Raw genomic sequence first — 23,937 nt, 5'->3', positions numbered from 1 at the left:
CAGCGTGGGGCAACCGGCGGCAAAGCAGGGCGATCAAGCGGTGGGTATTTGCACCCATGTCGTCATCGTCCCCGGGACGCCCCCCGTTCCGACGCCGCTGCCGCATGCATTCAGCGGGATATTGGACACCAGCCTATCGGCCGACGTCATGATCCAGGGGATGCCGGCGGCGATGCTCGGCAGCGTCGCGACCAACACCCCCGCGCACATACCGACCCCGCCGGGTACCTCTTTCGCGCCACCGCCTACCAACAAGGGCAGTGTCGCCGCGGCTAGCGCGACGGTGTTGATCAACAAAAAGGGTGCGGCGCGGGTCGGCGACACCGTGACGGCCTGTGGCGGCAGCGCGACCATCGTCGGCGCCTCTACGGTGCTGGTGGGGTAGCGCGATGGCGATCCTAGACGACATCATCGGCATTGGCTGGCGCTTCCCGATCGTTCCCGACGCGGTGGGGCGTCTCGGCTATGGCAGCGGCGGCGAGAATGTCGAACAGTCGCTGAAGATCCTGCTCCTCACGAATTTGCGCGAGCGGGTCATGCGCGCCGGCTTCGGCACCGATGCGCGCGAGCAGATATTCGCCCCCGGCAGCGAGACCGCGCTGCGCTTGCTCGAACGCAGCATCGGCAACGCCATCCGCGACCACGAGCCGCGCGTCACCGTGCTCAACCTGCGTGCCGAAGCCGATCCGCGCGATCCCACCCATGTGCTGGTCGAGATCGACTATGAAATACGCGCTACCTATGTGCGCGGCAATCTCGTGTTTCCGCTCTACCTCTCGGGCGGGGGGGGCGGGGCATGACGTTGCCCGCACTCAGCCTCGACGACCTGACCTATGAGGATTTGCGTGCGCTGGCGATGCGTAACATCCCCGCCGCATCGGGGGGGCGCTGGACCCACCATGCGCCGGTCGATGCCGGGGTTACCTTGCTCGAATTGTTCGCCTTCCTGCTCGAACAGCAATTGTTCGTGCTTGATCAAGTGCCAGACTCGATGGTCGGCGCGTTGCTCGCGCTGCTCGGGCAGAAACCGGAACCGACCAAGGCCGCGCATACGGTGTTGGTGCGCGATTTCGGCGGGGTGGGGGGCTTTGTCGCGCTGGAGGCGGGGGAAGCGTTCCGGCCGGTCAGCAACGCGCTTCTCGACTTGGTCTTCACGTTAAAGGAATCCGCGCTGCTGCCGCCTGTCACCGCATTGAAGGTGGCGATCGATGGCGTCGATGCGAGCGCCGCGCTGGCGCAGCGGCGGACCGTACCGTTGCTGGCGAACCTTGGCGGGGCGGGGTGGATCGACGTCGATATCCAGCTCAACGAGGCGTTCAGGACGGAGCATGTCGGCAAGACGCTCGCGCTTGCGCTCGTTCTGGATGGGACGGGCGTCGCGCCCGAATGGGCGGAAGCGGCGGTGGAGGTGCCGGCGCCTGGCCCCTTTACCCTGCGCTGGAAGGATGATGGGGCCGGCGGTACGTTGGCGATTGCGGATGGCACTGGTGGTGTTCGCCGCTCAGGGCTCATCCGCTTCGCCGTTCCCGCGGCCCTTGCCGGGCGCGATCGGCTTCGACTGACGCTGGGCGCCAACCGCGTCGGCCATGCCGAGCCGCCGCGGCTTGCCGGGGTGCACTTGGGTGCTGCGATTGCGCATCATCGCTGGCATCGCAGCGTCGCTACTGCGGACCCGCTTTGGCCGATGCTCAAGGCTGCGATCGACGCCTGGTTACCGATCTCGGGCCAGACGCTCGCCCTGCCGCCCGAATTGGCGCCGGTCTTCGAGGATTCGATCGCCTTGCGGCTAACCGACCGCGATGGCGTGTGGCAAGACTGGGCCCCGGTCGCCGACCTCACCGCGCTGTCGCCCGAGGACCGCAAGTTCACCTTCGATCGTACCGCCGGCCGTCTCGCCTTCGGTGATGGCTATGCCGGACGCGTCCCGGCGCCCGCTGGCGATATCGAACTGGCCGTTGATCTGGGCGGCGGTCCTATCGGCAATCACCCCTCGGGGATGGCATGGCGCGGACTGGCCGAAGATCGAGCCGATGTCCGGCTGCGCTCGGCGGTCGATGCGATCGATGGCGCCGATGCCGAGAGCCTCGTCGATGCGCAGGCCCGCGTCGCCTCCTCGCTTGCCGAGCGCCACCGCGCGGTGACCGCCGGGGATTATGTTGCCTTGGTCGAAAGCACCCCCGGCCTGGCTTCGCATCGCGCGCACGTGGTTGAGGGATGGGATCCTCATTTTCCATGCCGGTACGTTTCGGACAGCGTCACCGTCTTCGTGGTGCCGAGAACCGGGTCGGCAGTCCTGTCGCCCAAGGCCGATGATGGTGCGCTGGCGGTGATCCGCGCGCGGCTGAATGCGGCGCGGATGCTGACGACGCGGGTTTTCGTCGTGCGTCCGGCCTTTCGGCCGGTGGAGTTGACCATCTCGCTGAGCGCGACAGCCGGAGATACCGGGGGCTTCGAAGCACGGCTGAAGCCGATCTTCGCTGCGTATCTTCACCCGGCGCAGGGCGGTCCCGATCGCACCGGCTGGCCGTTTGGTCGTGCGCTGCGGCCCTCCGAGATGGTTCGCGTCGCGCAGGCGGCGGTGGAGGAGGAGGCGGTGATCGAGCAGGTCTCGATCCGCCTGGCCGACCGTTCGCCCGGCGGCGACGCCTGTATCGATGCCACGATAGACGCGCACGATCTGGTCTATCTGAGCAAGCTGCGCGTGAAGGCCACGGCGCCCAACAGCGCGGGGGCGACCCTGTGACCCGGCCCTGGTGGGACCAGCCGGGCGCCGAGGCGCAGATGGATCGGGGAACGCCGATCCTGTTGCCGGGTGGCGGTGGGACGATGCTCGAGCAAATGCGCGAACGGATTCGCGGGTTCACCCCCGAGTGGCGCGACCTGAGCGAAGAAGATGCCGGCGTCGCTTTGGTGCGGCTGTTCGGTACCCAGCTTACGCCGATCGTCGAGCGTGCCGGGCGGCTGCCGCAGAAGGCGCTGATCGAATATCTGCGCGTCGCCGGGATCGGGCTGGCGCCACCGCGGCCTGCGCGCGCCTTCGTCCAGTTCGAGCCCAGGCCGCAAAATGACGCGCCTGTCCTGATCCCTGACGGCTTTCGCCTCTCGAGCCCGCGGGCCGATGGCGGCAGCGGCGGGGTAAATTGGGAAACCGAAGATGTGCTGAGCGTGGGCAATATCGTTCTCAACGAAATCCTCGCCTTCGACGGGACGATCGGGCGCGCGGCGAAGGCGGGTGAGCGCTTGGCCCCGTTCGGCGAGCGGCCAGTGCTCGGCGCTGCGCTCTATCTCGGATTTGCGGTGACCGGCACGCCCGGCGGTTCGATCGCACTGCTGTTCGAGCCCGAAACGATGGGCGTACCCGCGCCGGTCAGCGAAGGCGGCGCGCCGCCGCCAACAATACCCCGACCGGTGTTGCGCTGGGAGGCGCTCACTGCGCGCGGCTTCGTCACCGCCGCCGAGACCCGCGACGACAGCGACCGGCTGACGCGGACCGGGCTGACGATCCTCAAGCTGCCCGCAGGATGGCAGGCGGGCCGGCCACCCGGCGGCGCCGATGGTCCGCCGCTCCATTGGCTTCGGTTGCGTTTCGCGAGCGGCGCCATGCGCAGCCCATCAAGGCTGGCGGGCATCTATCCGCACGTAGTGATGGCGGTGGCGCGCGAGACTCACCGCGAGGAATATCCGGTGCGCGAGGCCGATGGGCGCGCGGTGATCGCGCGGCTGAGCCGTACGCCGGTGCTTACCGGTTCGGTGGTGCTCGAAGTGGACGAGGGTGCGGTGGGCGCGAACCTGTTCGATATCGCCGCACCCTCCGCATCGGGTGGCTTCCGACGTTGGAGGGAAGTGCCGACGCTGGCCGGACAGCGGCCCGATGCTCGTGTCTTTACCTTGGATGGAGCGACGGGGACGATCCGCTTCGGCGACCAGCGCGAGGGAATGTCGCCGCCGCAGGGCAACCGCAACATCGCGGTGCGCGCCTATGCGACCAGCCTGGGCAGTGCCGGCAATGTCGGCGCGGGCGGGATTGGCACGATCGTCTCGCAGCTTGCCGGCATCCAAGGCGTTTCGAACCCGCTGCCCGCATCGGGTGGCGCGGATGCCGAGTTTGCCGACGCGGCGATCGCGCGCGGCCCGGCGATGGTCAAAGCGCGGGGCCGCGCGGTGACCGCCGGCGACGTCGCGTTGCTGGCAGCCGAGGCCGAAGGCGCCGACATCGTCCGCGCTTATGCCTTGCCCTGCGTCGATCCGGCCTTTCCCGGCGCGGTGCGACCCGGGACGATCGGGGTGTTCGTCATCGCGCGGCGGCATCGCAAGGATATTTCCTCGGGACCGCCAGCGGCGACGAGCGTAACGCTCGGCGCGGTCGCGGCGCATCTGGCAGGCACGGCCGGGCCGTTGGGCGCACGCGTGGTGGCGGCCAATCCGCGCTTCCATGAGGTGATTGTCGAGGCGATCGTTACCGTCGCGGCCGGGCGCGATGCGGCGGCTGCGGTCCATGCCGCGAGCGAAGCGCTCGACCGCTATCTCAATCCGGAGCGCGACGGCGAGTGGGCGATCGGCACGGTGCTGCGGCATAGCCGCATCGTCCATGTCGTGCTCGGTGCCAGCCCCGACATCGTCTCGGTTTCGTTCCTGTCGCTCACCGTCGATGGCGCGGGCAATCCTGCCTGCGCCGACGTCCCCCTGTCGCGCTTCGGGCTGCCGTGGCCCGGGCGCCACCGGTTGTTGGCCGAAGCCGAGGAGAGCGGGTCATGACCTGCATCCCCAGCGATCCCCGGTTCCGGCTGCTCGATCGCTTCGTCGGTTGGGACGCAAAGGGATGGGACGGGCTTGCGGGCGCGGACGAGTGCGAGGGGCTTCGGCTGGCGGGCGGCGGCGTCGGGCTGATCTCCGAGTTGCTCGACCCCTTCATCCCGCCGCCGCGCCTCGCATCGGGCTGTGGTCGCTGCGACTGGGTGCTGGCGACGCGCCCCGCGCCCGACAGCCGTATCCTCACCCTCGGTGGATGCGGCAATGTCTGGCGGCCTCTCTGGCCGCGCAACTGCATGCCGCTGACGCTCGGTCATGTGGATGCAGTCGCGGTGGACCGGCACCGGCTCGCCATCGCGGGCGAAGGCCGAATCTGGGTACTTCACCTCGAGGGTGGGCAAGTGATCGGCGAGGTCGAGGCAGGGCAGGTCTGCGATCTCGCCTTCGGGCCCGACGGGACATTGTTCGCGGCGACCGAAGGCGGCACCGCGATAGCGGCGTTTACGCAGAGTGGCTGGCCCCTCGGGCATTGGCCAAAGCCGTTGCCCGGGGGCGAGATCGAACGGATGGCGTTCGACCGTGCCGGATTGCTCTGGCTGGTGGTCCGGCATGATGACGAGCGCAAGCTGTTCGTCCAGGTCGCCCGGCGCGACGCCGCATTCGAGGAGGCGCCCGCCGCGCGGCTCGCGTCGGCATTCATCCGTACCGCGCTGATCCGCAGCGACGCGCACGGCTTCTGCCTCACGCGCGGCACCGCCGATTCCGACGCTGCCGAGCTCTGCTTCGACTGGTATGGCCGCGCGATCGAGGCGGCCTGCATTGCTGGCGGCGGCGCGGCGCACTTCGTCCTTCAGGGCCAGTATCTCACCGCCGCGCTTGACAGCGGCATCCCGCGCTGCGGTTGGCACCGCATCCGGGTCGACGCGATTGTCCCCGATAATTGCGCGCTCGCGATCGCCGTGGCGACGAGTGAAACGCCTGATCCGGCGGCGCAGGGCGTGAATCGTGGGGTCTGGGCTGCTCTCCCCGACGCTGGTTTGCCGCATCCCGACGACTGGCAGGAGCTGGAGGCGGGGGTCACCGACGCGCTGATCCAGCAGCCCGCCGGTCGCTACCTCTTCGTCCGGGTGCGGTTGCAGGGTGACGGCAGCGCGACGCCGCGCGTGCGCCGCATCCATCTCGACTTCCCGCGGGCGACCAGCGCCGATTTGTTGCCCGCCGTCTATCTGGACGATGCCGCGGGCGGGGAATTCACCCAGCGCTTCCTCGGCCTGTTCGACGCGAGCCTCGATACCGTCGCCGAGACGGTCCGCCGCTTTCCCGCGCTGCTGCACAGCGCGGCTGCGCCGCCGGAGGTGCTGCCGTGGATCGCGCGCTTCCTTTCGGTCTCGCTCGATGGAAGTTGGACCATCGAGGCGCGGCGGCGCGTGCTGGCGGGAGCGCCCGAGCTGTTCCGCAAGCGCGGCACCCTGCTGGGCCTCGAACGTGCGATCGAGCTCGCCTATGATGCCGCGCCGACGATCGTCGAGCATGGTTGGGAGCGCGCCTGGGGCGGTGTCGCATCTGCCAGCGGAACGCCAGCGCCCACCGCCGCCAGGCTCGGCGCGACCCGGTTGTTCGGCCGGTCGTCGGCCCGGTTCGCGCTCGACCGTTCGGCGCTGGGGAAGACCCCGTTGATGAGCTTCGGCGATCCGGGCGAGGATCCGCACCGTGCCGGGCAGTTCCGCTTCAGCGTCAGCGTGCCCCCGGCGAGCGGGCTTGATCGCATCTCGCTGCTACGCCTGATCGAAGGCCAGAAACCTGCCCACACCCTCGCCAATGTCCAGATCGGTGGCGAGCGCAACTTCGTGCTCGGCACGGGGGTGCGGCTCGGCATCGACACGATGCTGCGGATGCCCGCGCCGATGGCGCTTGGCGATCCCGCGCTGCGCTTGCGCCGAGGCGTCATCCTTGCGGGCCGACCCCGCCTGGGCGCGCTGCTTGGCCGAACTGCTTTGTCCTCATCCAATGCTGCCTGGAGTAACGTCCGATGAAGATGCGAGCCGAAAAGGGTTGCGCCGATCCGCATTGCGCCTGTGCGCGCCTGCCCGAGCTGGTGCGGATGAACTATTTCCAGGGCCAGTTGATCAGCGACCGCGATATGCGCACCGAGCAGGAGTATTTCCGCGCGAAGCTGCGGCACGCCAATCGCTGCCTCCACGGCCATGGCGTGCTGTGCGGGCTGGAGGTCCGGGCCGTGCCGCCGCCCCCGAACTGCCGTCCGGTCGACGAGGATCAGCGCGAGAAGTTACAGGCGAGAATCGCGGAATATGAACGGCGCGTCGCCGAGTTGAAGGCGCGGGCGACGGAAGTGGGCGCCGACGTCAAGGCGATCGAGGTCGAGATTGGCGACCTGCTGAATGAGCGCGAGCGGCTGCGGCGTGAGCTGGAGACTTTGGGCGGGTATCCGCTGCCCGCCGACGAACCTGGCGAGCGGCCCGGTCATGTGGTCGAACTCACCTGCGGCGCAGCGATCGACTGCGACGGCAACGACATCATCGTCCGGCACCCGGTAAAGGTCGATCTGGACGATTTGCTAAAGTGCGGCTCGCATCACGACGATGGGGAGGAAGACCTGGACGCCGACCGCTTCGTCTATCTCAGCATCTGCTACCGCGAATGCGGGCGCGAGCCGACCCGGCCGTTTGAGCTCGACGAATGCGCGACCAGCATCCGCTGCCACGACGCGCGCGTCGCCGAGAGCTGGCGGCTCGATGCTTCGTGGCGGCGGCCGCCCACGGACGATCGCTGCGATTTCTGCTGCACCAGCTGCGCCGAGGCTTGCCTGTTGCTCGCGCGGATTCGCGTCGAGCGCGACAAGCCGGTTGGTGCTGTGGATATCGATCACGCGGTCCGTCGCCGCTTCGGCTTGTACGAGCCGACGGTGATCGCGGGGATCAACTGGCGGCATGGCTTCGAATATAGCTACGACACCGCGCATGCCCTGCTGGGTAGCAAGGACAAAAATGCCGGGCTCGAAATCCGCTTCTCCCGCCCCGTCCGCCGGAGTTCGCTGACCCCGGGCGTCGTCGATCTGTGGCAGATTACCGGCGGGGGTGGTGCAGGGGGTAGCTTCGTCAACATGCAGGCGGAATATGTCGGCCTTCCCGAAGACCCCGATGCGACGGTCGATCGAGTGCGCATCCGCAATGGCGGGCAGGAGCGGGTGCAGGCTAAGGACCGGATCCTCGTCACGGTCCGCACCACGTTCATCCTCGATGCCTGCTGCCGGCCGGTGGAAGGCTCACACGTCGGCGGGCGGGTGCCCCGCATCACCGACGAGACCCCCTCGGGTAAGGCCGCGCTGAACGAAGAAGCCAAGGTCGAGCCACCGGCCGGCTGCGTGCAACCGGCGCATGGACCGCTGCCCTGGACCACCGGGGCCGACGGAAATTTCGAGAGCTGGTTCTACATCTCCGAAGCATAGGAGCGCAGAATGTCGACTTCGAGATCAGGCGGTTGCGGTTGCGCGGCCTGTGGCACCGGCTTCGGCACGTGCGCCGAAACATCCTTCAAGCGCCCCCGCTTCTTCGCCGGCCAATTGCTGACCGAGGACGATCTCCAGGCGATGATGGATTATGTGGTCGGCAAAAGCCGGCTGCATAACCGTTATCTGTACGGCGAGGGGGTCGTTTGCGGCCTCAGCGTCACTTGCCACCCATGCGGCGGGGGGCAGGTGGTGGTCGCGCCGGGCTTCGGGCTCGATTGCTGCGGCAATGATATTGTCCTCCCCTGCGCAGAAACGCTCGACACCGCGGCGCTGCTGCGCGACCTGCGCAAGCGCCAGCTCGATGGGCATGACTGCGGGGATCCGTGTGACAAGGGGGGCGATCGCCGCAAGTACGGTCTCTACCTTACTTATGAGGAGACGCCCGCGGATCCGGTCGCGCCCTATAGCAGCGGCGACCCGTGCGGGCAGCAGGGTTGCGAGCCGACCCGTATCCAGGAGGGCTATGGCTTCGAGCTGCGCTGCGACTGCACGCCCGAGCGGCAGGCCGGCCTCTATGCCCGCGTCTTTGCCTGCATTGGCGACGTGAGGTCCGCGACATTCGCGATCGTGCGGGCCGGGCAACTCTACGACAAGGCGATGGACATCAAGCGCGACGGCGCGAGCAACGGGGCCAGGCCAACGTCGGCTGAGGTCAGCGAACTGCGCGGCGTAGCTGCGGGGCTCAAGGTCTGGCTGCTGAACCGGCTCGAGCAATCGAATTCGCGCACCCGATGCGACCTGTACGAGCGGGTGAAGGGCGTCCGACTCGACCTCGCCGATGCGTTTGCGGAAGGCGGGGAGAAGGCACGCGAGGAAGCCGACGACTGGCTCGATCTCATCCGGGTGTTGCTCGAATATTTCATCGATTGCGCATGCCTCGCCCTGAATCCGCCGTGCAGCACGTGCGACGACACCGCCTTGCTGCTCGCCTGTATCGAGCTCGACGGCTGCGACGTGATCGACGTATGCAACATGAGCCGCACCTTCGTGCTCTCGCCCGCGGCGATGCGATATTGGCTTCCGGTGAATTTGCTCGGCGATGCGCTGAAGAAGCTGTGCTGCGATCTCGATCTGTCAGACCTGTTCACCGTCGAGCAAATGCCGCGCCCTTCTGAACCGTCGCCGCCGGTCGAGAAGGCAGTTGGGGTGGCAACCGATAGCTTCGCGATAAAGGTAGAGAAGGGGCCGGCGTCCGCGATCAACGAGAGTGCCAGCCTCGCGCTCGAAAAGATCGGAATCAGTGTTGCGCAGGCGATGGATGGGGTCGCCTTCTCGAAAAGCCTCGCGCGCCTCGCGATGCAGGTCGGCCAGATTGACACGAGCGCACTGCGCTACCGCGCCCGGGATGTCGGCGAAGAGCTCGCGACGCGCTTGCGCCCCACCCTCATGAACATGGCGCAAGTGCCCGAGATCCGTGCGGCGATGGGCTTGATCGTCAAGGAAGAGCTCGACGCCAGGCACGAGGTGGTCGTCGCCGAACTGCGTGATCATGTCGCGGTGGAAGCCAAGGATGCGGTGGGTTCGCTCAGCGAAAGCGTCTCGGCGGCGGTCGGCGCGAAGCTCACCGACGATCTGTCGAAGAAGGTGTCGAGCGACGTCGCGAGCAGCGTGACCACCGCGGTGGCCAAGGAAATGACCGCCACCAAGCTCAATGGCGCGATCGAGAACCTGGCGGTGGTGAAGGCGCTTCGAAAGGAGAATGCCGCGCTCGCGAGGAGGCTCGATAAGCTCCACGAAACGGTAGCGAAACTGGGAGGCGGTTCGTGACCGGTTACGCAACGCGTCCCGCCTTCGCCGAGGGGCAGATCCTGGCGGCGACCGATCTGGCACAGCTTTCGAGCTATCCCCGCGCGCGCGAGGAACGGCATAGCCGCTTTGTCCACCGCTGGGGGATCGTCACCGGCCTCGCCCTCGAAACCGAAGCTGCCGAGGATACGAGCGGCAACGCCTTTGTGCGGGTGTTCGTTACGCCGGGGCTAGCGGTGGATGGCGAGGGTCGCGAGCTGCTGGTAACCGAACGTGCGTTGGTCGACCCCGACCGGTTCAGAAAGTCGATCAGCAATATCGACAAGACCGCGGCCTATCCTGTCTTCCTGCGCAGCCAGTACCGGGCGAGCGGCCCCGATCCGACGCGAGTAGGGCCGTGCGGCTCGGCGACCGGCGGCGGCGCGGTCGAGGAAGCATATGAGATCAGCTTCGGCAGTCCCGGCGACGAGACCGGCGACCAGGTCGCATCCGCCATTTCGAACGCGCCGACCCCGGAAGAGGGGAGCACCAGCTGGCTGATCCTGCTCGGCTTCGTGAAATGGGACAGCGCGCCCAACAATTTCGTCGCGATCGACGCCGATGCGGCGGCGAGGCACCGGCCGTTCATCGGCATCAACGCCGCTGTCGTCGCAGGTGATGGCGGACAGGTGCAGCTCCAGGCGAGGCGGGAGGTCGCCGCAGGCGACGCGGTGTTCCAGCTGCTCCAGACCGACGATGGACCAGAACTTCGCTTCGGCGCCTTCAAGGCATCCGGACAGGATATCGATCCGCTGCTGACGGTCGACGCCAAGGGCGATTTGACCACCTTGGGTTCGCTGACCGGAAGGCGGACCGGCAATTCGGTCCAGGTCCAGTCGGGGGTGGCGAGCCACGGGGTGATCCTGCCGCTCCCGCCGGGGGTCACGCAGGCACAGGTCGATGCCGGCGAGGCGACCGTCCATGTCCATGTCGCGCCATTGATCGATCCCGCCGCTGCACCGGTTCCCGGTGCCGATTATGCGGCGCTGGTGCAGGAATGCCGCGTCGACGAGGACCGGCGCGTGCAGTGCCGGATCGCGTGGTGCTCGCTGCCCTTTGGTACACCGATGACGGTGCTCGGCGCGGCTATGGTCAGCGGGCCGGGGGCGGTCTCGTATCTCGTGGCCGTCGCCACGAGCGGAGGCGGAGCATGAGCCTGCAAATGTACGTCCTGGCGCTGAAGAAGACCGGCCATATCCTTGCTGCTGTCGCGCAGCCGGCGGGCGGGCAGCCCGATGTGAAGGCGCTCGCAGGCAGCGATCTGCCTGTCCTCGTGCCGCGCGCCAACGGCAGCACCGCGACCGCGGTGACGACCAAGGTCCCCGCCGAACTGCTCGAAGTAAAGGCGCTGGTCTACGATCCAGTAGTGATCGCCCACCCGCTTTCGTACGTCGTGGACGGTAGCCGCGTCGCGGCGTTGCCGTCGCTGGGCGCAGCCGCGGCGTCGGTGCTCACCGCCACCACGGTGACCGTCAACGCAGCGGTGGGGCAAATCCCCGTGGCGGTTGTCATCACGGGCAAGGACGATCCCGATCTCCGGCGCGCCGAGGAAGGCGATGTGCCGGCGACGGGAACCCAGGTCGCCCTCGTCCACACGATCCTCCCGAACAAACCGCCCGCAAATTTGCCAACCGGACAGGATTATTACCTGCTGATTGCCGAGGGCGGTCGCAGGGTTAGGCTCGAGAAGGCCTCGCTGTGACCGACATCCACATCCGCCACTGTCGCATCGAGGCACGCGCGTCGCCCGAGAGCGGGCTTGGCTGGGCGGGTGCGGAGGCTGGGCGTGCGTTTGCCGGTCGCGTGCAGACATTGGTGCTTTCGATGCTCGAGCAAATGCTCGCGCCATATCTTACCCGTGTGGAGCCCGCCGAGATCCCCAATGCGCTAGTGCTGGACCTGAAGCTCGCCGCCGCCGACCTTGCTGGAGCCGCGCCGCTTGCCCGAAGTCACCTTCGGGACCGGGTGCACGAAGCGATCGCCAAGGCGATCTCACATCGGTCGGAAATCGATTCGGGGGGGCGGGAAGGCGAAGGCGAGGGCGAAGGCGAAGGCGAGGGCGAAGCCGGGTGCGAGGTCAAAGCGGGCGTCAGCGCGGCTCAGCCGATGCCCGCGGTCGCGACACCCGCCAGCCTGCTTGAGCTGTTGCTCGGATGGCATCGCGACCGGCAACTCGAATATCGGTCGACGCTGCTCTCGGATGATGCGCTCCCGGTCTTGATCGAGTCGATTCTGGCCGAGCTTGCCGGGCAGCAAAGCACCGCGCCTGATGCGGCCGGTGACCATAGCGCTCGTCTGGAATCCCCCGATGCCTTGCCGCGAGCGCCGGGGGTGACCGACAAAGCCCTGCGACAGGTCCTGCATGCGCTCGTCGCTGCTGCCGCGGATGCTGCCGATCAGGTGGCAAATAGCGAAGCGGCCGTCCGGCTGCACCAAGCCATCGCCGCCGCCACCCAGGTGGTCCGCAGCAGCCAGCAAGGATTGGCGCACCGGGTTCGCGGGAGGCCTGAGTCATCCGTCCCCGACCGGAAACTCTCGGCTGCCAGCCCGATCGACGTGTCGATGGAGGACCCTCGCGAGACCGCTTCGAACCGCGTCGTTGGTCTCGCAAAACCGCGCCGCGCCGCGTCGCTGAAACGCGCCGCGGCAACCCCAAGGCCCCGCCGATCGCACGAATGGACCCCGCTTCCCGAGGGCCGTTACCAGCTCGAGAGCGCGCTGCCGTTCCTCGCGCTCCAGCCCCTGTCGCGGCACGGCATCTTGACCGCGATGGCCGCGTTGCAGGATCACCGCGGCGTTGCCGCGCTGGCCTTCGCGGTTGCACTTCGCACGCAGGGGTTGCCCGCCAGGATTGGCTGGAGCGCGGCCCAATTGGGTGACGCCGCCCGTCTTGCCGGTCTGTCCGAGCCGCTCGACGGCGCGGGTTTGCATTCGGCCGCGCGGGGTTGCGGCGTGATTTGCGAAATGGCGGCGGGCGTTGTCGCTGGAACGCTGATCGCCGGGCATCGGGCCGGACTGCCACTGCTGCTGCTGGGCGATGGCGGCAAGCTCGTCGTCTTCGAGAGCGAGGGATTCTATCCGCTTTGCCGGCTGGACGGCTCCCGGATTGGCGACGTGTTTGGTGACGTCGACGAGGTCTTCTACGTCGCCGAGCTTGGTAGCATGATGCTGGCTGCGCTCGAGACTGCGGGGCTCGCAGCCGCCGCGTCTGGCGCACCGATCCGGGGGGAGCACTGGCGGGCCGCGGCGGCGCCAAATTGGCGGGGGATGACCAACATGGCGCCCCAGCGCTTCTCGACCATTGCGCCGCGCCTGGCCGGCACCGACCGAGCGGCGCGACGCGCGATAGAGGTTTGGCACGGTCTGACCGCTGAACGGCCGGTGCTCGCTGAGACAGCGCAAACGGCGGATGCGCAGGACTTCGACCGCACCGCGTCGCTGCTGGCGGGCTTTGCACTCGCGGATATCGCCTGGATCCTGTTCGGGCGAAATCCTGCCGCCTGGGTCGATCCCGATCCCTTGCTCGCGGTTGAGCGATTCGGAGATCTCTCCGCCACGCTCGATGTCACCTCCAGAGAGGTCACGGTCTCGCTACCGCTAGGCAGCCGCTTCACAAATCTTCGCGACGCCGGGCTGCTTGACACGATCCATGATGTGCCCTGGTGGCCTGGGCGCATCGTCAGCTTCAGCTGTGGCTGACGCCGTGGCGACGCCCGCGACCAGCCGTTCGCAAATCGCCACCACGCATTTTCACTTGTGGTTGCGTGCGCTCAACCGAACGATTGCAGCAGCGGTGCGGGTGCGGCACGAGCGGGCGCGGCGACTGCGCGGTGACCTGACCAGCACGAACGGGATATCCCCGCATCACGCCGACCTGCTGGTTGCCGAGGTCGAGGCGCTGGTCGCGACCGGTCATGCCCGCTTGCCGCCAATCGCGTTGGATGCACGAGAGGCCTCCGTCGAGGAACGCTTACTGGCCGACGCCTCCGCCACCCAACCGCTCGCACGCCTGCGGTGCGAAGCCGATCTCGACCCGTTCGATGTCGCCGCGTTGCTGATCGCCGCGGCGCCCCAGATCGATACCGCCTATGAGCGGCTTTACGGCTATTTGCTCGACGACCTCACTCGGCTCGCGCCGTCGGTCGAACTGGTTCTCCACCTGACTCGCGATGGCGGCCTTTCGGAAGGCGCGCGGCGGCTGCGGCTGGGCGCGGGGGGACTGTTGCGGCGGCTTGGGCTGCTAGCCACCGCGGACCCGCTCGCATGCGAAATGCGCACTGTCTTGCAACCTGCTCCAGGGTTGGTGGAGTGGTTGTTGGGCGGAACCGCATGCCCGCCGGTACCGCTTGCCGACCCGCAGCTTTTGATGTCCGCGGCGCCAATCGCCGGGGACGCGTGTCCCCCGCCTCAGGCGCGGCGCCTGCTCGATGCATTCGATGCTGTAATCGGTATTTGGGGCAGCGATCCTGGTCGCCACGACGATGCGGTAATCGTGCTCGCCGCGCAGGCGGGCTTCGGCGTCTATCGGTCGCTGGCGGCGGGTCGCGAAGCCAATTGGGAGGTGAAGCTGCGGCGAGAGGCCCTGGCTGCGGCTGCGTGCAATGCAGTGCTCTGGATCGACACCCGGCGGCTGATCAGCGCGGGTTTGAATGGCGAAACGCTGATCGGCGTGCTCGCGGCTCTGCAACAACGCATCGTCCTTACCGGCCGAACGCCGTGGCGCCCTGTCGCGCTGATCGGTGCGCGGCCCTATGCCGATATGTGGCTGACCCCCGAAGACAGCGGTGATTGCTGGCGGGAAACGCTCGGGTCCCTCGCCCCCGAACGCGCAGGTCCGCTGTCGGAGCGCTTCCGGTTCGGCTGGAGCGAGCGCAAGGCGGCGTTGCGGATCGCGACCGCCGATGTGCGCAGCCGCACCAACGGAACCGTTCCGGATTTCGGCGAGGCGCTCGAACAGGCTTGCCGGCTGGTGGCGACGCCGCGCGTCGGCGCATCGATCAGCGTCCATGCGCCGCGCCGCACCTTGCGCGATCTGATCCTGCCCGCCGGGCTGCACGACCAGGTCAGCGAGATCGCGACGCTCGTGGCCCATGCCGGAAGGGTCGATAGTGCCTGGGGGTTCGGGCGGCTGCTGGGAAGTGAGGGCTCGATCAAGGCGCTGTTCACCGGCGATCCGGGTACCGGCAAGACACTGGCGGCGGAAGCGATTGCCGAGAGCGCGGGGCTGCAATTGCTCAAGGTCGATCTATCGCAGGTCGTCTCGAAATGGGTGGGAGAAACCGAGAAGAATCTCGAAGAGGTGTTTGATCATGCCGAGCAGAGCCACGCGGCGCTCTTCTTCGATGAGGCCGATGCGCTGTTCGGCAAGCGTGGCGAGGTGCGCAGCGGCACCGATCGCTATGCGAACCTCGAAGTCAGCTATCTGCTCCAGCGGCTGGAGGGCTTTTCCGGTCGGCTCGTCATCCTGGCATCGAACCTCCGTGACGAGATGGATCAGGCGTTCACCCGCCGCTTCCAGGTTTCGCTCCACTTCCCTCGTCCGGCGCGCGCCGAGCGGGAGCGGCTGTGGCAGCTCGCTTTCGCGGCGGCGCCGGTCGAGCCGGGGTTCGATTTCGCGCGGTTTGCCGAGCTGGATCTGACCGGCGGCGCAATCGCCATCGCCGCGCGGATGGCGGCCTTGCTCGCCGCCGCCGAGGGCAGCCCGCACATCCGCGCCGACCATATCGCCGATGCGATCGAGCGACAGTTCCGCAAGGAGGCGAGGCTGATGGCAGGCGGTGCCCGATACGATGGGCTCAGCGTCGCCCGGGCACGCTGCTGATATGGGCGGGGGCTCGCAAACGGCGGTAAAGACCTCCGATCCGCTGGGCCTTCTCGACATCACTTATACCTGCACACCCGACTCGGAGATTTCCAGCGATACGGCAACGCAGCAACAAGGGCTCGGCAACGCCGCAATCGTGGCACGGAGCGCGGGTGAGGAAGCGAGCCTCACATCGACGAACGAGCCCCCCGCGAACGACACGGACAATGCAGGCGATGCGATCTCGATCCTCGGCGTCAGCTATCCGACCGATGAGGCGCTGGTTCCCGAGGTGCCGGCGAACGATTCCGTAGGCGATAAAGCCGCAAGCGGCGCAGATACCGCCGGCGCCAAGGACTCCGGGTCGGGGCAGGGGGATGCCGCCGACACTGCCTTGGCTACATTCGAACCGGCCGACGCGGGCGGCGGCGAGCGCGGAGCGGGCGCGCAGGGCGACGCCCTGTCCTCGACTACCACCGGCGGCTTCGACATAGCGGGCCTGTTGCCGCTGCCGGTGCTGCCCAAGAGTGGCAGCCCGTTACCCGTCTATGCCGACAATGCCGCGGCCCTTACGCAGATCGTTCAGAGCAACGCGCAGTCGCTGCGCAAGGGGATCGCAGACTCGGCGCAGCAAGCGGTGCTCGATGCGATTGGCCGCGGCGCGAAGATCGCCGCCGCGATCGACGCCAGCGCGCTGACCGCCATTGCCCAGGTCCGCGCCGACGCCGATTCGACAATGGCGGCGATCAATACGGAGACCACCGATCGCCTCGGCCAGATGGGCGAACAGCATGATAGTTGCGCGGCCATATTCGACGCGATGATCGACGATGCGCTGCTCGTGTTCGAGGCTGCTTATGTGCTCGAAGCGGACAATGTCGCGGCAGCGATCGAGGCGAAGGCGAATGACATCCTCGCTTATGGCGCGGCGCGGGCGGCGGCGGTTCGTGCCTCGGTTCAGGCGCGGATCGACAAGGCGCGCGAGCTTCGCGACGAGGCCTATGCGCCGTATCGGACCCACGAAGACGGCGACGATGTCTGGGAGGCCGTTTCGGGCGCCTGCGCCGAAGCCGTGACGCGTTTTGAGACTGGCGCAGAGGAAACCGCGAAGGCGATCGAGGCATTCGCGCGCGATGCCGCCGCTACCTGGCGCAGCGAGGTTCCGCCCAATAATGTTCAGCTGACCGCGGTCTGGGAGCGCTCGACGACCGCGCTCGAGGCCGAACGCGACAAGCTGAAAGCCGATCTGGCGGACAAGACCGCGCTGCTCGCCAGTGATCTCGCGCAAGCCGTGACGGATGCCGGAACCGAGATTGAGGCAGCCGTGACCAGCTTCAATATCTCGGTCGAGGAAGCGCGGCTCATCGCCCAGCAGGACCTCACGGCGGCGCTAGATTCGCATACGATAGCGATCGGGACCGCCGCCGACGACACCACCAACGAACTCGGCATGATCGAGCAGGCGATGCTCGATGAAATCGGTGCGCTCAAGACGGAAAGCGGCGGTATCTTCGACCCCGAAGACGCGCGGCCCGCGCTCGAGCGCATCTTTGGATCGATCACGGCCGCATGGACGAGCCGCGCGACAGGGGCACAAGCCGACTTCACCTCGGCCAGCGACGGCGCGGCGGCCGATTTCGAGAGCCGCGTGGCGACATCGGCAACGACCGCGTCGAGTAGCTTCACCGTGGAGGTCGAGGCATTCGCCACCACCGCCGAAACCTTCATGGCGAATGTCACATTGGTACAGGCCGATGCTGTGGCGCTGGCGCAGGGGCAGGTTGATACTGTCTCAGCACAGGTCGGGATCGATCTGTGCGACACGGCGCTCACCATCACCAACGCGCTCGATGCCGCCTACATGACTGCTGTCGAGAATATCGACCAGACCGAATTCAAGATGACCGCTACCCACAATGGCGCAGTCTACAGATTGAGGCAAGTTTATCAGGACGCGATCACCGAGGCGCTCAAGTCCTGGTACGAAAAGCTGTGGGACTGGCTGGTCGACGTCATCGGCACGATCCTCGGCGCCATCGGGGACTTCATCGTCTGGATCGGCAAGACGATCGTCAACATCCTGTGGGGATTCATCTGGGGCGAGGCGGTCTTCCCCGAGGCATGGGGCGCCGGCGCCATTGTCTTCATCGCCGATATCGTCGCCGGCGTGCTGGTCTATGGTGACGTTCGCGACATCTTCAAATGGGGATTCTGGAAGCCCGTCGTCATGGGCGAGGGCTATGGCTGGCTGAACGCGCTGATGATCGGCCTGGCGCTGCTCGGCATCATTCCCCTGGTGGGCGATATCGCCAAGGCCTTCGGCAAGGGTGCCAAGGCGCTGATGAAGGAACTGGGTGAGAAGATTACCCGCGAACTGCTCCAGGAATTCGCGGAACGCGGCGGGATGGAAGTCGTCGAACGGTTGGTCAAGGATTTGGGCGCGGAGGCGGTCAAGGAGCTGACCGAGAAACTGGGCGCCAAGGGCTTCCGCGAGCTGGTCGAGGGTCTGGGCGAGAAGGGTCTCAAGGAGCTTGTTTCCGAAATCGGCGCCGAGGCCACCGCCAGGCTGGCGAAGGAATTCGGCGCGGCCGGGCTCAAGGCGGCGGTCGATACTTTTACCGCGAGGGTACTGCGCGACCTTGCCGCCGAGCTCGGCGAAAAGACGCTGAAGGAAGCGATCGACGCGCTCACGGCCGCCACCGTCAAGGAACTGGTCGGGGTCGTCGGCGCGACTGGGCTGAAGGACCTGGTAGGGCAATTCACCCTGCCGGGGTTGAAGACCTTGCTCGACGTCGCCACGGGCATCACGGCGAAACTGGCCGGGGAGCTAACCCAGGAATTCGGGGCCAAGGCGTTCAAGGAATTGGTCGATGCGGTCGGCGTTCCCGCGCTCCGCGAACTGACCGGCGTGCTCACCACCAAAGCGCTGAAGGAGATGACGACCGAATTTACGCCCGCCGGAATGCGCATCCTGCTCGATGCCGCGACGGGCGTCACCGGGCGAATGGCCGGCGAGTTGACGAAGGAATTCGGGCCACCGGCGTTCAAGCAGTTGGTGGACGCGGTCGGCGTCCCCGCGCTCCGCGAACTGACCGGGGTGCTCGATGCGGCTGCGGTCAAGGCCATGACCGACGAGTTCACCGTCGCCGGGATGCGTACGCTGCTCGATGCGGCGACGGGCCTTAGCGGGCGCGCGGCCGGCGAGCTGGTCCGCGACCTGGGCGCCAAGACGCTGAAGGAGCTGGCCGACGAGCTGACGATGCCGGTACTTCGCGAGCTGTCCAGCGCGACGACGGGTATCGGCACGCACAATCTGGCCGAATTGGCGCGCGGGCTCAGCAGGCGCGATATCGGCAAGCTGTTGCGCAAGGTGAAGGTCGGCGCGGTGGTGCAGATGGTCGCTGACATGGGCGCCGACCGTCTCGTCAGGACGATCAATGTCGCGGGCTATGTTGCCTTTGCCCGCGGGGTTGGGCTGGTGCGCGATCCGCTGGCGATCGCGGCGACGGCTGCCTCCTATTCGGCGAAAGCGCTCAACGAAACGCTCGATATCACGCGCAGGTTCGGCGCCAATACCGCCACCTTCCATATCGGCACGAGCGGCGCAGTGGAAAGTGCCGAGGCGACGCTGAGCCATGTAGGGACATTGTTGAAGAGGAGTCCGGCGGAAGATGCGGCGCAGTCGGCCGTTGCGCCGTTGGCCGGAGACCAAGGCGGGCATATCATCGCCCATCGCTTCTTGAGCGACCAGAACCGCCTGAACATGTTCCCGCAAGCCGAGAAGCTGAACCATCCGGTTTTCAGCGTGCTGGAGAACGAGATCGCAGCGTGGATCGGCGCCGGTGCGACGGTCCGCATGACGGTGAATCTAGTCGGCGCTGCCGCCGGGCGCCCGAGCGCGATCCAGGTGACCTATCGGACCTTCACCGCCGCGGGTACGCCGATATTCAATCAAACCGTTACATTCCTCAATCAGGCGGGCCAGACGTTTACAAGGCTGACGACGAGCGACATTGCTGCCCGTGTGGCGGCCACCACGCCCTGAGAGGAACGGTAATGACTGCTGAATTCACGTTCGAAGCTACTGCTCAGCTGATCGCCGAGATCGGCACGGGACTGCTCTCCGCGGGCGAGTTCGCCGACGACGGCTGGTCAGGAATCTCGCTGGTACTGAAGATCGAAGGCGCGCTGGTGACCCATGGGTTCAAATATTATCCGGACGGCTCCGTTCTGCCGGCATCGCTAGTTCCAGTCGAAACGCTATTGAAGTTCGTCAGCCTCGCCGATCAGATGGAGGGCCTGAACGCCAAGCGCTGGAAGGCGTGCCTCGTCCAGATCGCGAAGCCGGACATGAAGATCCGGCTGCAGTATGAATATGACGACCCCGCCCGCTGGAACGTGACACCGGCGAACATCGAGACGATGCGCGAGAGCCTACGCCCCGCATAGCGCCCGCACTCACGCTCAGCCCCGGTAATCGTCCGCCTGCACACCGTAGCGGCGCATCAGCTCGAAAAAGGCGCGGCGGTGCTTGCCGCTGCGCCGGGCCGCTTCGGCGACATTGCCGCTTGCCGCTTGGAGCGCGCTGTCGAGATAGATGCGCTCGAAACCCTCGACGATCTTCGACTTTGCTTCCTTGAGCGGCAGCCCGTTGAATTCGGCCTCGACCCGTCCCCATGGCGTATCGAGCTCCTCGGTCAGCCACGCGGTGCGGCCATTGGCCGCGGGCGCGACCTCCGGGCCGTCGGTGGGGGAGAAGCGCAGCAGCGGCAGATCGCCCACCAGCGCCGGCCGTTCGAGCCGGAGGCAGGTGAGACAGCGGACGCAGTTTTCAAGCTCGCGGACATTTCCCGGCCACGGATAGCGATGAAGATGATGCTCGGCTTCGGGTGAAAGCTCGATCGGTGGTACGTTATAGTCGCGTGCATATTTCGCGACGAAATGGGCGAGCAGGACCGGGATGTCCTCGGGACGGTCGACGAGCGGCAGGACGTCGACCGGTACGACGCGAAGCCGGAAATAGAGATCCTCGCGGAACAGCCCCGCACGGACGCGCGCGAGCAGATCGACGTTACTTGCGGCGATCAGGCGGACGTCGCTACGCCGAACGAAGGTCTCACCGAGGCGTCGATATTCGCGCAGCTGGGCAAAACGCAGGATCTTGGCCTGGCAGGGTAGAGGCAACGCGTCGATCTCATCGAGGAACAGGGTCCCGCCATCGGCGGCGGCAGCGATGCCGTGGGCGCTCGATTGGGCACCGGTGAACGCGCCCCGCGCGTGGCCGAAAATCTCGTTCTCGAGCATGTCTTCGGAGAGATTGGCGCAATTGACCGCGACGAACGGCTGGTCACGGCGATGGCTGGCGGCGTGGACATAAGCGGCAAAAAGCTCCTTGCCCACACCCGACGGTCCCGAGATCAATATCTCCGCGTCGGTGGGTGCGACTCGGTCGAGGCGCTTCAAAAGCGCGCGCTGCGAATCGCTCGCGTGCACGATCTCCGGCTTCATCGACGAGCCGTGTCATGCCGATATTGATATTCAGTAACAGGCATTTGGGGTGTCCCGGATAGTCAAGATAAAACATCGACTGAGCGAGAAAGTGCTGTGATATGACCACGGTACTAATAATGCATTTCGCCGGCAAACTGTAGCTTTACTTGAGGCTATCGCTTGCAGCGTGACAGCCACTGGAGGATTTGTTTGCTACGGATGAAATATGTGCTGATAAGGGTCTCGAGGAGGATCGGAGTGGCCTATCGGGTGGTGTAAAGGCCTTTGTAGCGAGAACGGCTGAACGACCTGCCCCCGTCAAAGCTCGCTCAAAGCATAGCCCGTGAGATGCCAACCAACGTGGACGACGATCCCCGTGATTGCCGAGCACCCCAATCGCGCGATGTCTAATCCCTGTCCGACGCGCAGCCCTTGTTTGAACCGGCGCGCGCCGTCGCGCTATAGAGAAAGTCGTTCGCCGATGCCGCCGGGGTTATCGCCGGCTATGAACCATGGCTGGACGATGTCGTCGGACCAATCCGCCAACGTACGCCATCCAAGACTGGGTCGGCATCTCGCGCGGTCGCGGGATCGGGCGGTAGAACTCGAAATATGGATGAATCAGCAGCTCGGGCGTCGATATCAGCCTTGCTGGCCATGCCTTTGGCAAGGTGCGCGCCGAGATATTGAGCAGGGCAAGTAACATCGCCATCAACTGTCCCTGATGCTCGACAGGGGACATACGGTAAGGGAAGCACTGGCAACGTTAGCGGTATCCGGTGCATAACGATTTCGCGCGGCTAGGGTCGGGACTGTCCTGTCAAACTAACCAGCATATGGTTCGTGTCGACACCGGTCCTGAATTGGACGCATATTCTACGGGCCGTAAAAATGGTACAGGCAAGGACCAAAAAAAGAACATCAAGTCATAACGAGCGCCCGGATGGTGCCTTGAGCCGACGGGGATAGGTACGGTGCGTTAGCTCTGACCATATTCTTGAAGCGAGGCCACATCGTCGCGATGTGTTCCGTGAGCATTTGCGCATTATGGCTTGCATAGCTGTGCATGAGATGTTCGATAAAATGAAGGCGCATGTCGTCATCGGTTTTCGGCCGTTGCTCGACGTCGTTCTGAGTGGGAAGCGAAGCCTGCGGAATGAAGTCATATTGCCGCGAAGACCGGGGAAAAGCGATCGAGAACCTAGACCCGCGTCATGATCACTCACGCGTACGCTACGTGGCAGAGGCGCACGCGCGCGACCGTGTCGCCGCTATGAAGAGCCAGCGGCTATGGGTTGCCGCATGGCATGGGCTGAATGCGGTTTTGCCATCACATCGACTATCGACACGTCGGTCATACGGACCACCTACCCGCTGCGCGGCCCCATGCATGGCTCGCTGTTCAGCAGGCGCGTAGCAATGCGTGACCTGCCCCTCGTCGATGCACACGCGCATTTATTGGAGCTGGGGCGGCTGCACTATGGCTGGCTGCAGCCGCCATTTTCGGACTCGGGCCCGAACGGCAATGTGGCTGCGATTGCGCGAGATCACGTGCTTGCTGCCTACCGTGCCGAAGCAGCGAACTGGAACGTCGTTGGTATGGTCCACGTCGAGGCAGGTGCCGACCAAGCGCAAAAGCTCGACGAGACCGCCTGGGTCGAGCAGACCGCAGCCGCCGAAGGGATGCCCAATGCAATAGTTGCCTATGCCGCACTCGATGATCCTGACATCGAGCGGGTGCTAGCGGCGCAGGCCGCTTTTCCGCGCGTTCGCGGCATCCGCCACATCGTCAACTGGCATCGCGACGCCGCGCGAACCTACACTCCCAGGGATATCACGCAGGACGATGCTTGGGTACGCGGTTTTGGTCTGCTCGCGCGCCATGGCTTGTCGTTCGATCTCCATGCCTATCCGCATCAATTTGCCGGCCTTTCCCGTTTGATCGAACGCCATCCCGAGGTTTCGGTCATTGTAAACCACGCTGGCATGGGGGTAGGCGCTGACAAGCTGGGCAAGGCGAACTGGCGTGCCGGGATGCGTGCGCTAGCAGCCCTGCCCAATGTCGCGGTTAAGGTGTCCGGCATAGGGTTCGTGCAACGCCCGTGGAACCTCGAAATGGTACGCGACCGCGCGCGCGAGACGATCGATCTGTTTGGTAGCAACCGCGCTATGATTGCGAGCAACTTCCCAACCGACCGGCTCGTCGCCCCGTTCGATGACACAATGGGCGCGCTAGCCGACGTTGTTGCCGAATTCACTGATTGCGAACGCCGCGCGCTTTTCGCGCGCAATGCCAATCGAATATATCGGCTCGGATTGAACGTCTAAGGGACCACCCCCGCTACGAGGCTGTGCTTCCGCCCGCTTGTATATCTCTCATCGTGGCGTGCGCGGGGTCGAGGAAGATATATCGGTTATCTGGAAACTGACCAGACTGTGGTGATCGCGGTCTCCAAAGTAAATGCCTCTCAGTGGCCGGCATACCGCTCACCTCGAACAGAATGTGGCCGCTCGTCAAAGGTAGGTGGGTTGGCCCTACTGGCTTTTGTTGCATTCGGCGCCGAGCAAAACGGGCCACTCA

Annotated in this window: 15 protein-coding genes; 14 read left to right on the top strand and 1 reads right to left on the bottom strand. The window is 66.1% G+C overall.

The annotated features are described in order from the left end of the window. The first annotated feature begins 40 nt into the window (after positions 1–40). The 13 genes from OKW76_RS04495 to OKW76_RS04435 all read left to right on the top strand — a co-directional run bounded on the left by OKW76_RS04495 (position 41) and on the right by OKW76_RS04435 (position 20,315). Positions 41–385, top strand: a complete 345-nt coding sequence (locus OKW76_RS04495) for a PAAR domain-containing protein (RefSeq protein WP_265551510.1) — start codon at positions 41–43, stop codon at positions 383–385. A 4-nt stretch (positions 386–389) separates the two neighbouring features. Then, positions 390–800: a GPW/gp25 family protein gene (locus OKW76_RS04490; protein WP_265551508.1), complete on the top strand. Its 411-nt coding sequence runs from the start codon at positions 390–392 to the stop codon at positions 798–800. Continuing rightward, a complete protein-coding gene (locus OKW76_RS04485) occupies positions 797–2,743 on the top strand; it encodes a hypothetical protein (protein ID WP_265551506.1) in 1,947 nt (648 codons plus the stop codon). The genes OKW76_RS04490 and OKW76_RS04485 overlap by 4 nt, the downstream gene beginning before the upstream one ends. Further along, the gene (locus OKW76_RS04480; protein ID WP_265551504.1) at positions 2,740–4,755 is read left to right on the top strand and encodes a putative baseplate assembly protein; all 2,016 of its coding nucleotides are present in this window, start codon (positions 2,740–2,742) and stop codon (positions 4,753–4,755) included. The genes OKW76_RS04485 and OKW76_RS04480 overlap by 4 nt, the downstream gene beginning before the upstream one ends. After that, on the top strand, positions 4,752–6,782 hold the full coding sequence (locus OKW76_RS04475) for a phage tail protein (RefSeq protein ID WP_265551502.1): 2,031 nt from the start codon (positions 4,752–4,754) through the stop codon (positions 6,780–6,782). The genes OKW76_RS04480 and OKW76_RS04475 overlap by 4 nt, the downstream gene beginning before the upstream one ends. Before the next feature lie 68 nt (positions 6,783–6,850). Further along, positions 6,851–8,215 carry a hypothetical protein gene (locus tag OKW76_RS04470; protein ID WP_265551501.1) on the top strand — a complete coding sequence of 455 codons (1,365 nt, stop codon included), beginning with the start codon at positions 6,851–6,853 and terminating at the stop codon, positions 8,213–8,215. A gap of 9 nt (positions 8,216–8,224) precedes the next feature. Beyond that, complete coding sequence (locus tag OKW76_RS04465) at positions 8,225–10,045, top strand: hypothetical protein (RefSeq protein WP_265551499.1); 1,821 nt, start codon at positions 8,225–8,227, stop codon at positions 10,043–10,045. Beyond that, a complete protein-coding gene (locus tag OKW76_RS04460) occupies positions 10,042–11,217 on the top strand; it encodes a hypothetical protein (protein WP_265551497.1) in 1,176 nt (391 codons plus the stop codon). The genes OKW76_RS04465 and OKW76_RS04460 overlap by 4 nt, the downstream gene beginning before the upstream one ends. After that, the gene (locus OKW76_RS04455; RefSeq protein ID WP_265551495.1) at positions 11,214–11,765 is read left to right on the top strand and encodes a hypothetical protein; all 552 of its coding nucleotides are present in this window, start codon (positions 11,214–11,216) and stop codon (positions 11,763–11,765) included. Before OKW76_RS04460 ends, OKW76_RS04455 begins: the two co-directional genes overlap by 4 nt. Continuing rightward, positions 11,762–13,762: a hypothetical protein gene (locus OKW76_RS04450; RefSeq protein WP_265551493.1), complete on the top strand. Its 2,001-nt coding sequence runs from the start codon at positions 11,762–11,764 to the stop codon at positions 13,760–13,762. Before OKW76_RS04455 ends, OKW76_RS04450 begins: the two co-directional genes overlap by 4 nt. After that, on the top strand, positions 13,755–15,884 hold the full coding sequence (locus OKW76_RS04445) for an ATP-binding protein (protein WP_265551491.1): 2,130 nt from the start codon (positions 13,755–13,757) through the stop codon (positions 15,882–15,884). Before OKW76_RS04450 ends, OKW76_RS04445 begins: the two co-directional genes overlap by 8 nt. Beyond that, positions 15,841–19,911 carry a DNA/RNA non-specific endonuclease gene (locus OKW76_RS04440; protein WP_265551489.1) on the top strand — a complete coding sequence of 1,357 codons (4,071 nt, stop codon included), beginning with the start codon at positions 15,841–15,843 and terminating at the stop codon, positions 19,909–19,911. Before OKW76_RS04445 ends, OKW76_RS04440 begins: the two co-directional genes overlap by 44 nt. 11 nt (positions 19,912–19,922) lie before the next feature. Continuing rightward, entirely contained in the window at positions 19,923–20,315 is a 393-nt protein-coding gene (locus tag OKW76_RS04435) for a hypothetical protein (protein ID WP_265551487.1), read from the top strand. 15 nt (positions 20,316–20,330) lie between these two features. Here OKW76_RS04435 and OKW76_RS04430 read toward each other — a convergent pair whose 3' ends face one another. Beyond that, on the bottom strand, positions 20,331–21,374 hold the full coding sequence (locus OKW76_RS04430; RefSeq protein ID WP_265551486.1) for a sigma 54-interacting transcriptional regulator: 1,044 nt from the start codon (positions 21,372–21,374) through the stop codon (positions 20,331–20,333). 1,401 nt (positions 21,375–22,775) lie between these two features. Between OKW76_RS04430 and OKW76_RS04425 the strand changes: the two genes are divergently transcribed. After that, a complete protein-coding gene (locus OKW76_RS04425; protein WP_265552767.1) occupies positions 22,776–23,684 on the top strand; it encodes an amidohydrolase family protein in 909 nt (302 codons plus the stop codon). The last annotated feature ends 253 nt before the right edge of the window (positions 23,685–23,937 follow it).

The sequence above is a fragment of the Sphingomonas sp. S1-29 genome (genome assembly GCF_026167545.1).
Taxonomy (GTDB): Bacteria; Pseudomonadota; Alphaproteobacteria; order Sphingomonadales; family Sphingomonadaceae; genus Sphingomonas.
The sequence above is the reverse complement of the archived record's forward strand: the minus strand, read 5'-3'. Positions and strand labels throughout refer to the sequence as shown.

Excerpts from the sequence above, each read along its gene's own strand:
- OKW76_RS04490 (WP_265551508.1), top strand. The coding sequence starts at position 390 with ATGGCGATCCTAGACGACATCATCGGCATTGGCTGGCGCTTCCCGATC.
- OKW76_RS04485 (WP_265551506.1), top strand. The coding sequence starts at position 797 with ATGACGTTGCCCGCACTCAGCCTCGACGACCTGACCTATGAGGATTTG.
- OKW76_RS04475 (WP_265551502.1), top strand. The coding sequence starts at position 4,752 with ATGACCTGCATCCCCAGCGATCCCCGGTTCCGGCTGCTCGATCGCTTC.
- OKW76_RS04470 (WP_265551501.1), top strand. The coding sequence starts at position 6,851 with ATGAACTATTTCCAGGGCCAGTTGATCAGCGACCGCGATATGCGCACC.
- OKW76_RS04465 (WP_265551499.1), top strand. The coding sequence starts at position 8,225 with ATGTCGACTTCGAGATCAGGCGGTTGCGGTTGCGCGGCCTGTGGCACC.
- OKW76_RS04455 (WP_265551495.1), top strand. The coding sequence starts at position 11,214 with ATGAGCCTGCAAATGTACGTCCTGGCGCTGAAGAAGACCGGCCATATC.
- OKW76_RS04435 (WP_265551487.1), top strand. The coding sequence starts at position 19,923 with ATGACTGCTGAATTCACGTTCGAAGCTACTGCTCAGCTGATCGCCGAG.
- OKW76_RS04430 (WP_265551486.1), bottom strand. The coding sequence starts at position 21,374 with ATGAAGCCGGAGATCGTGCACGCGAGCGATTCGCAGCGCGCGCTTTTG.
- OKW76_RS04425 (WP_265552767.1), top strand. The coding sequence starts at position 22,776 with ATGCGTGACCTGCCCCTCGTCGATGCACACGCGCATTTATTGGAGCTG.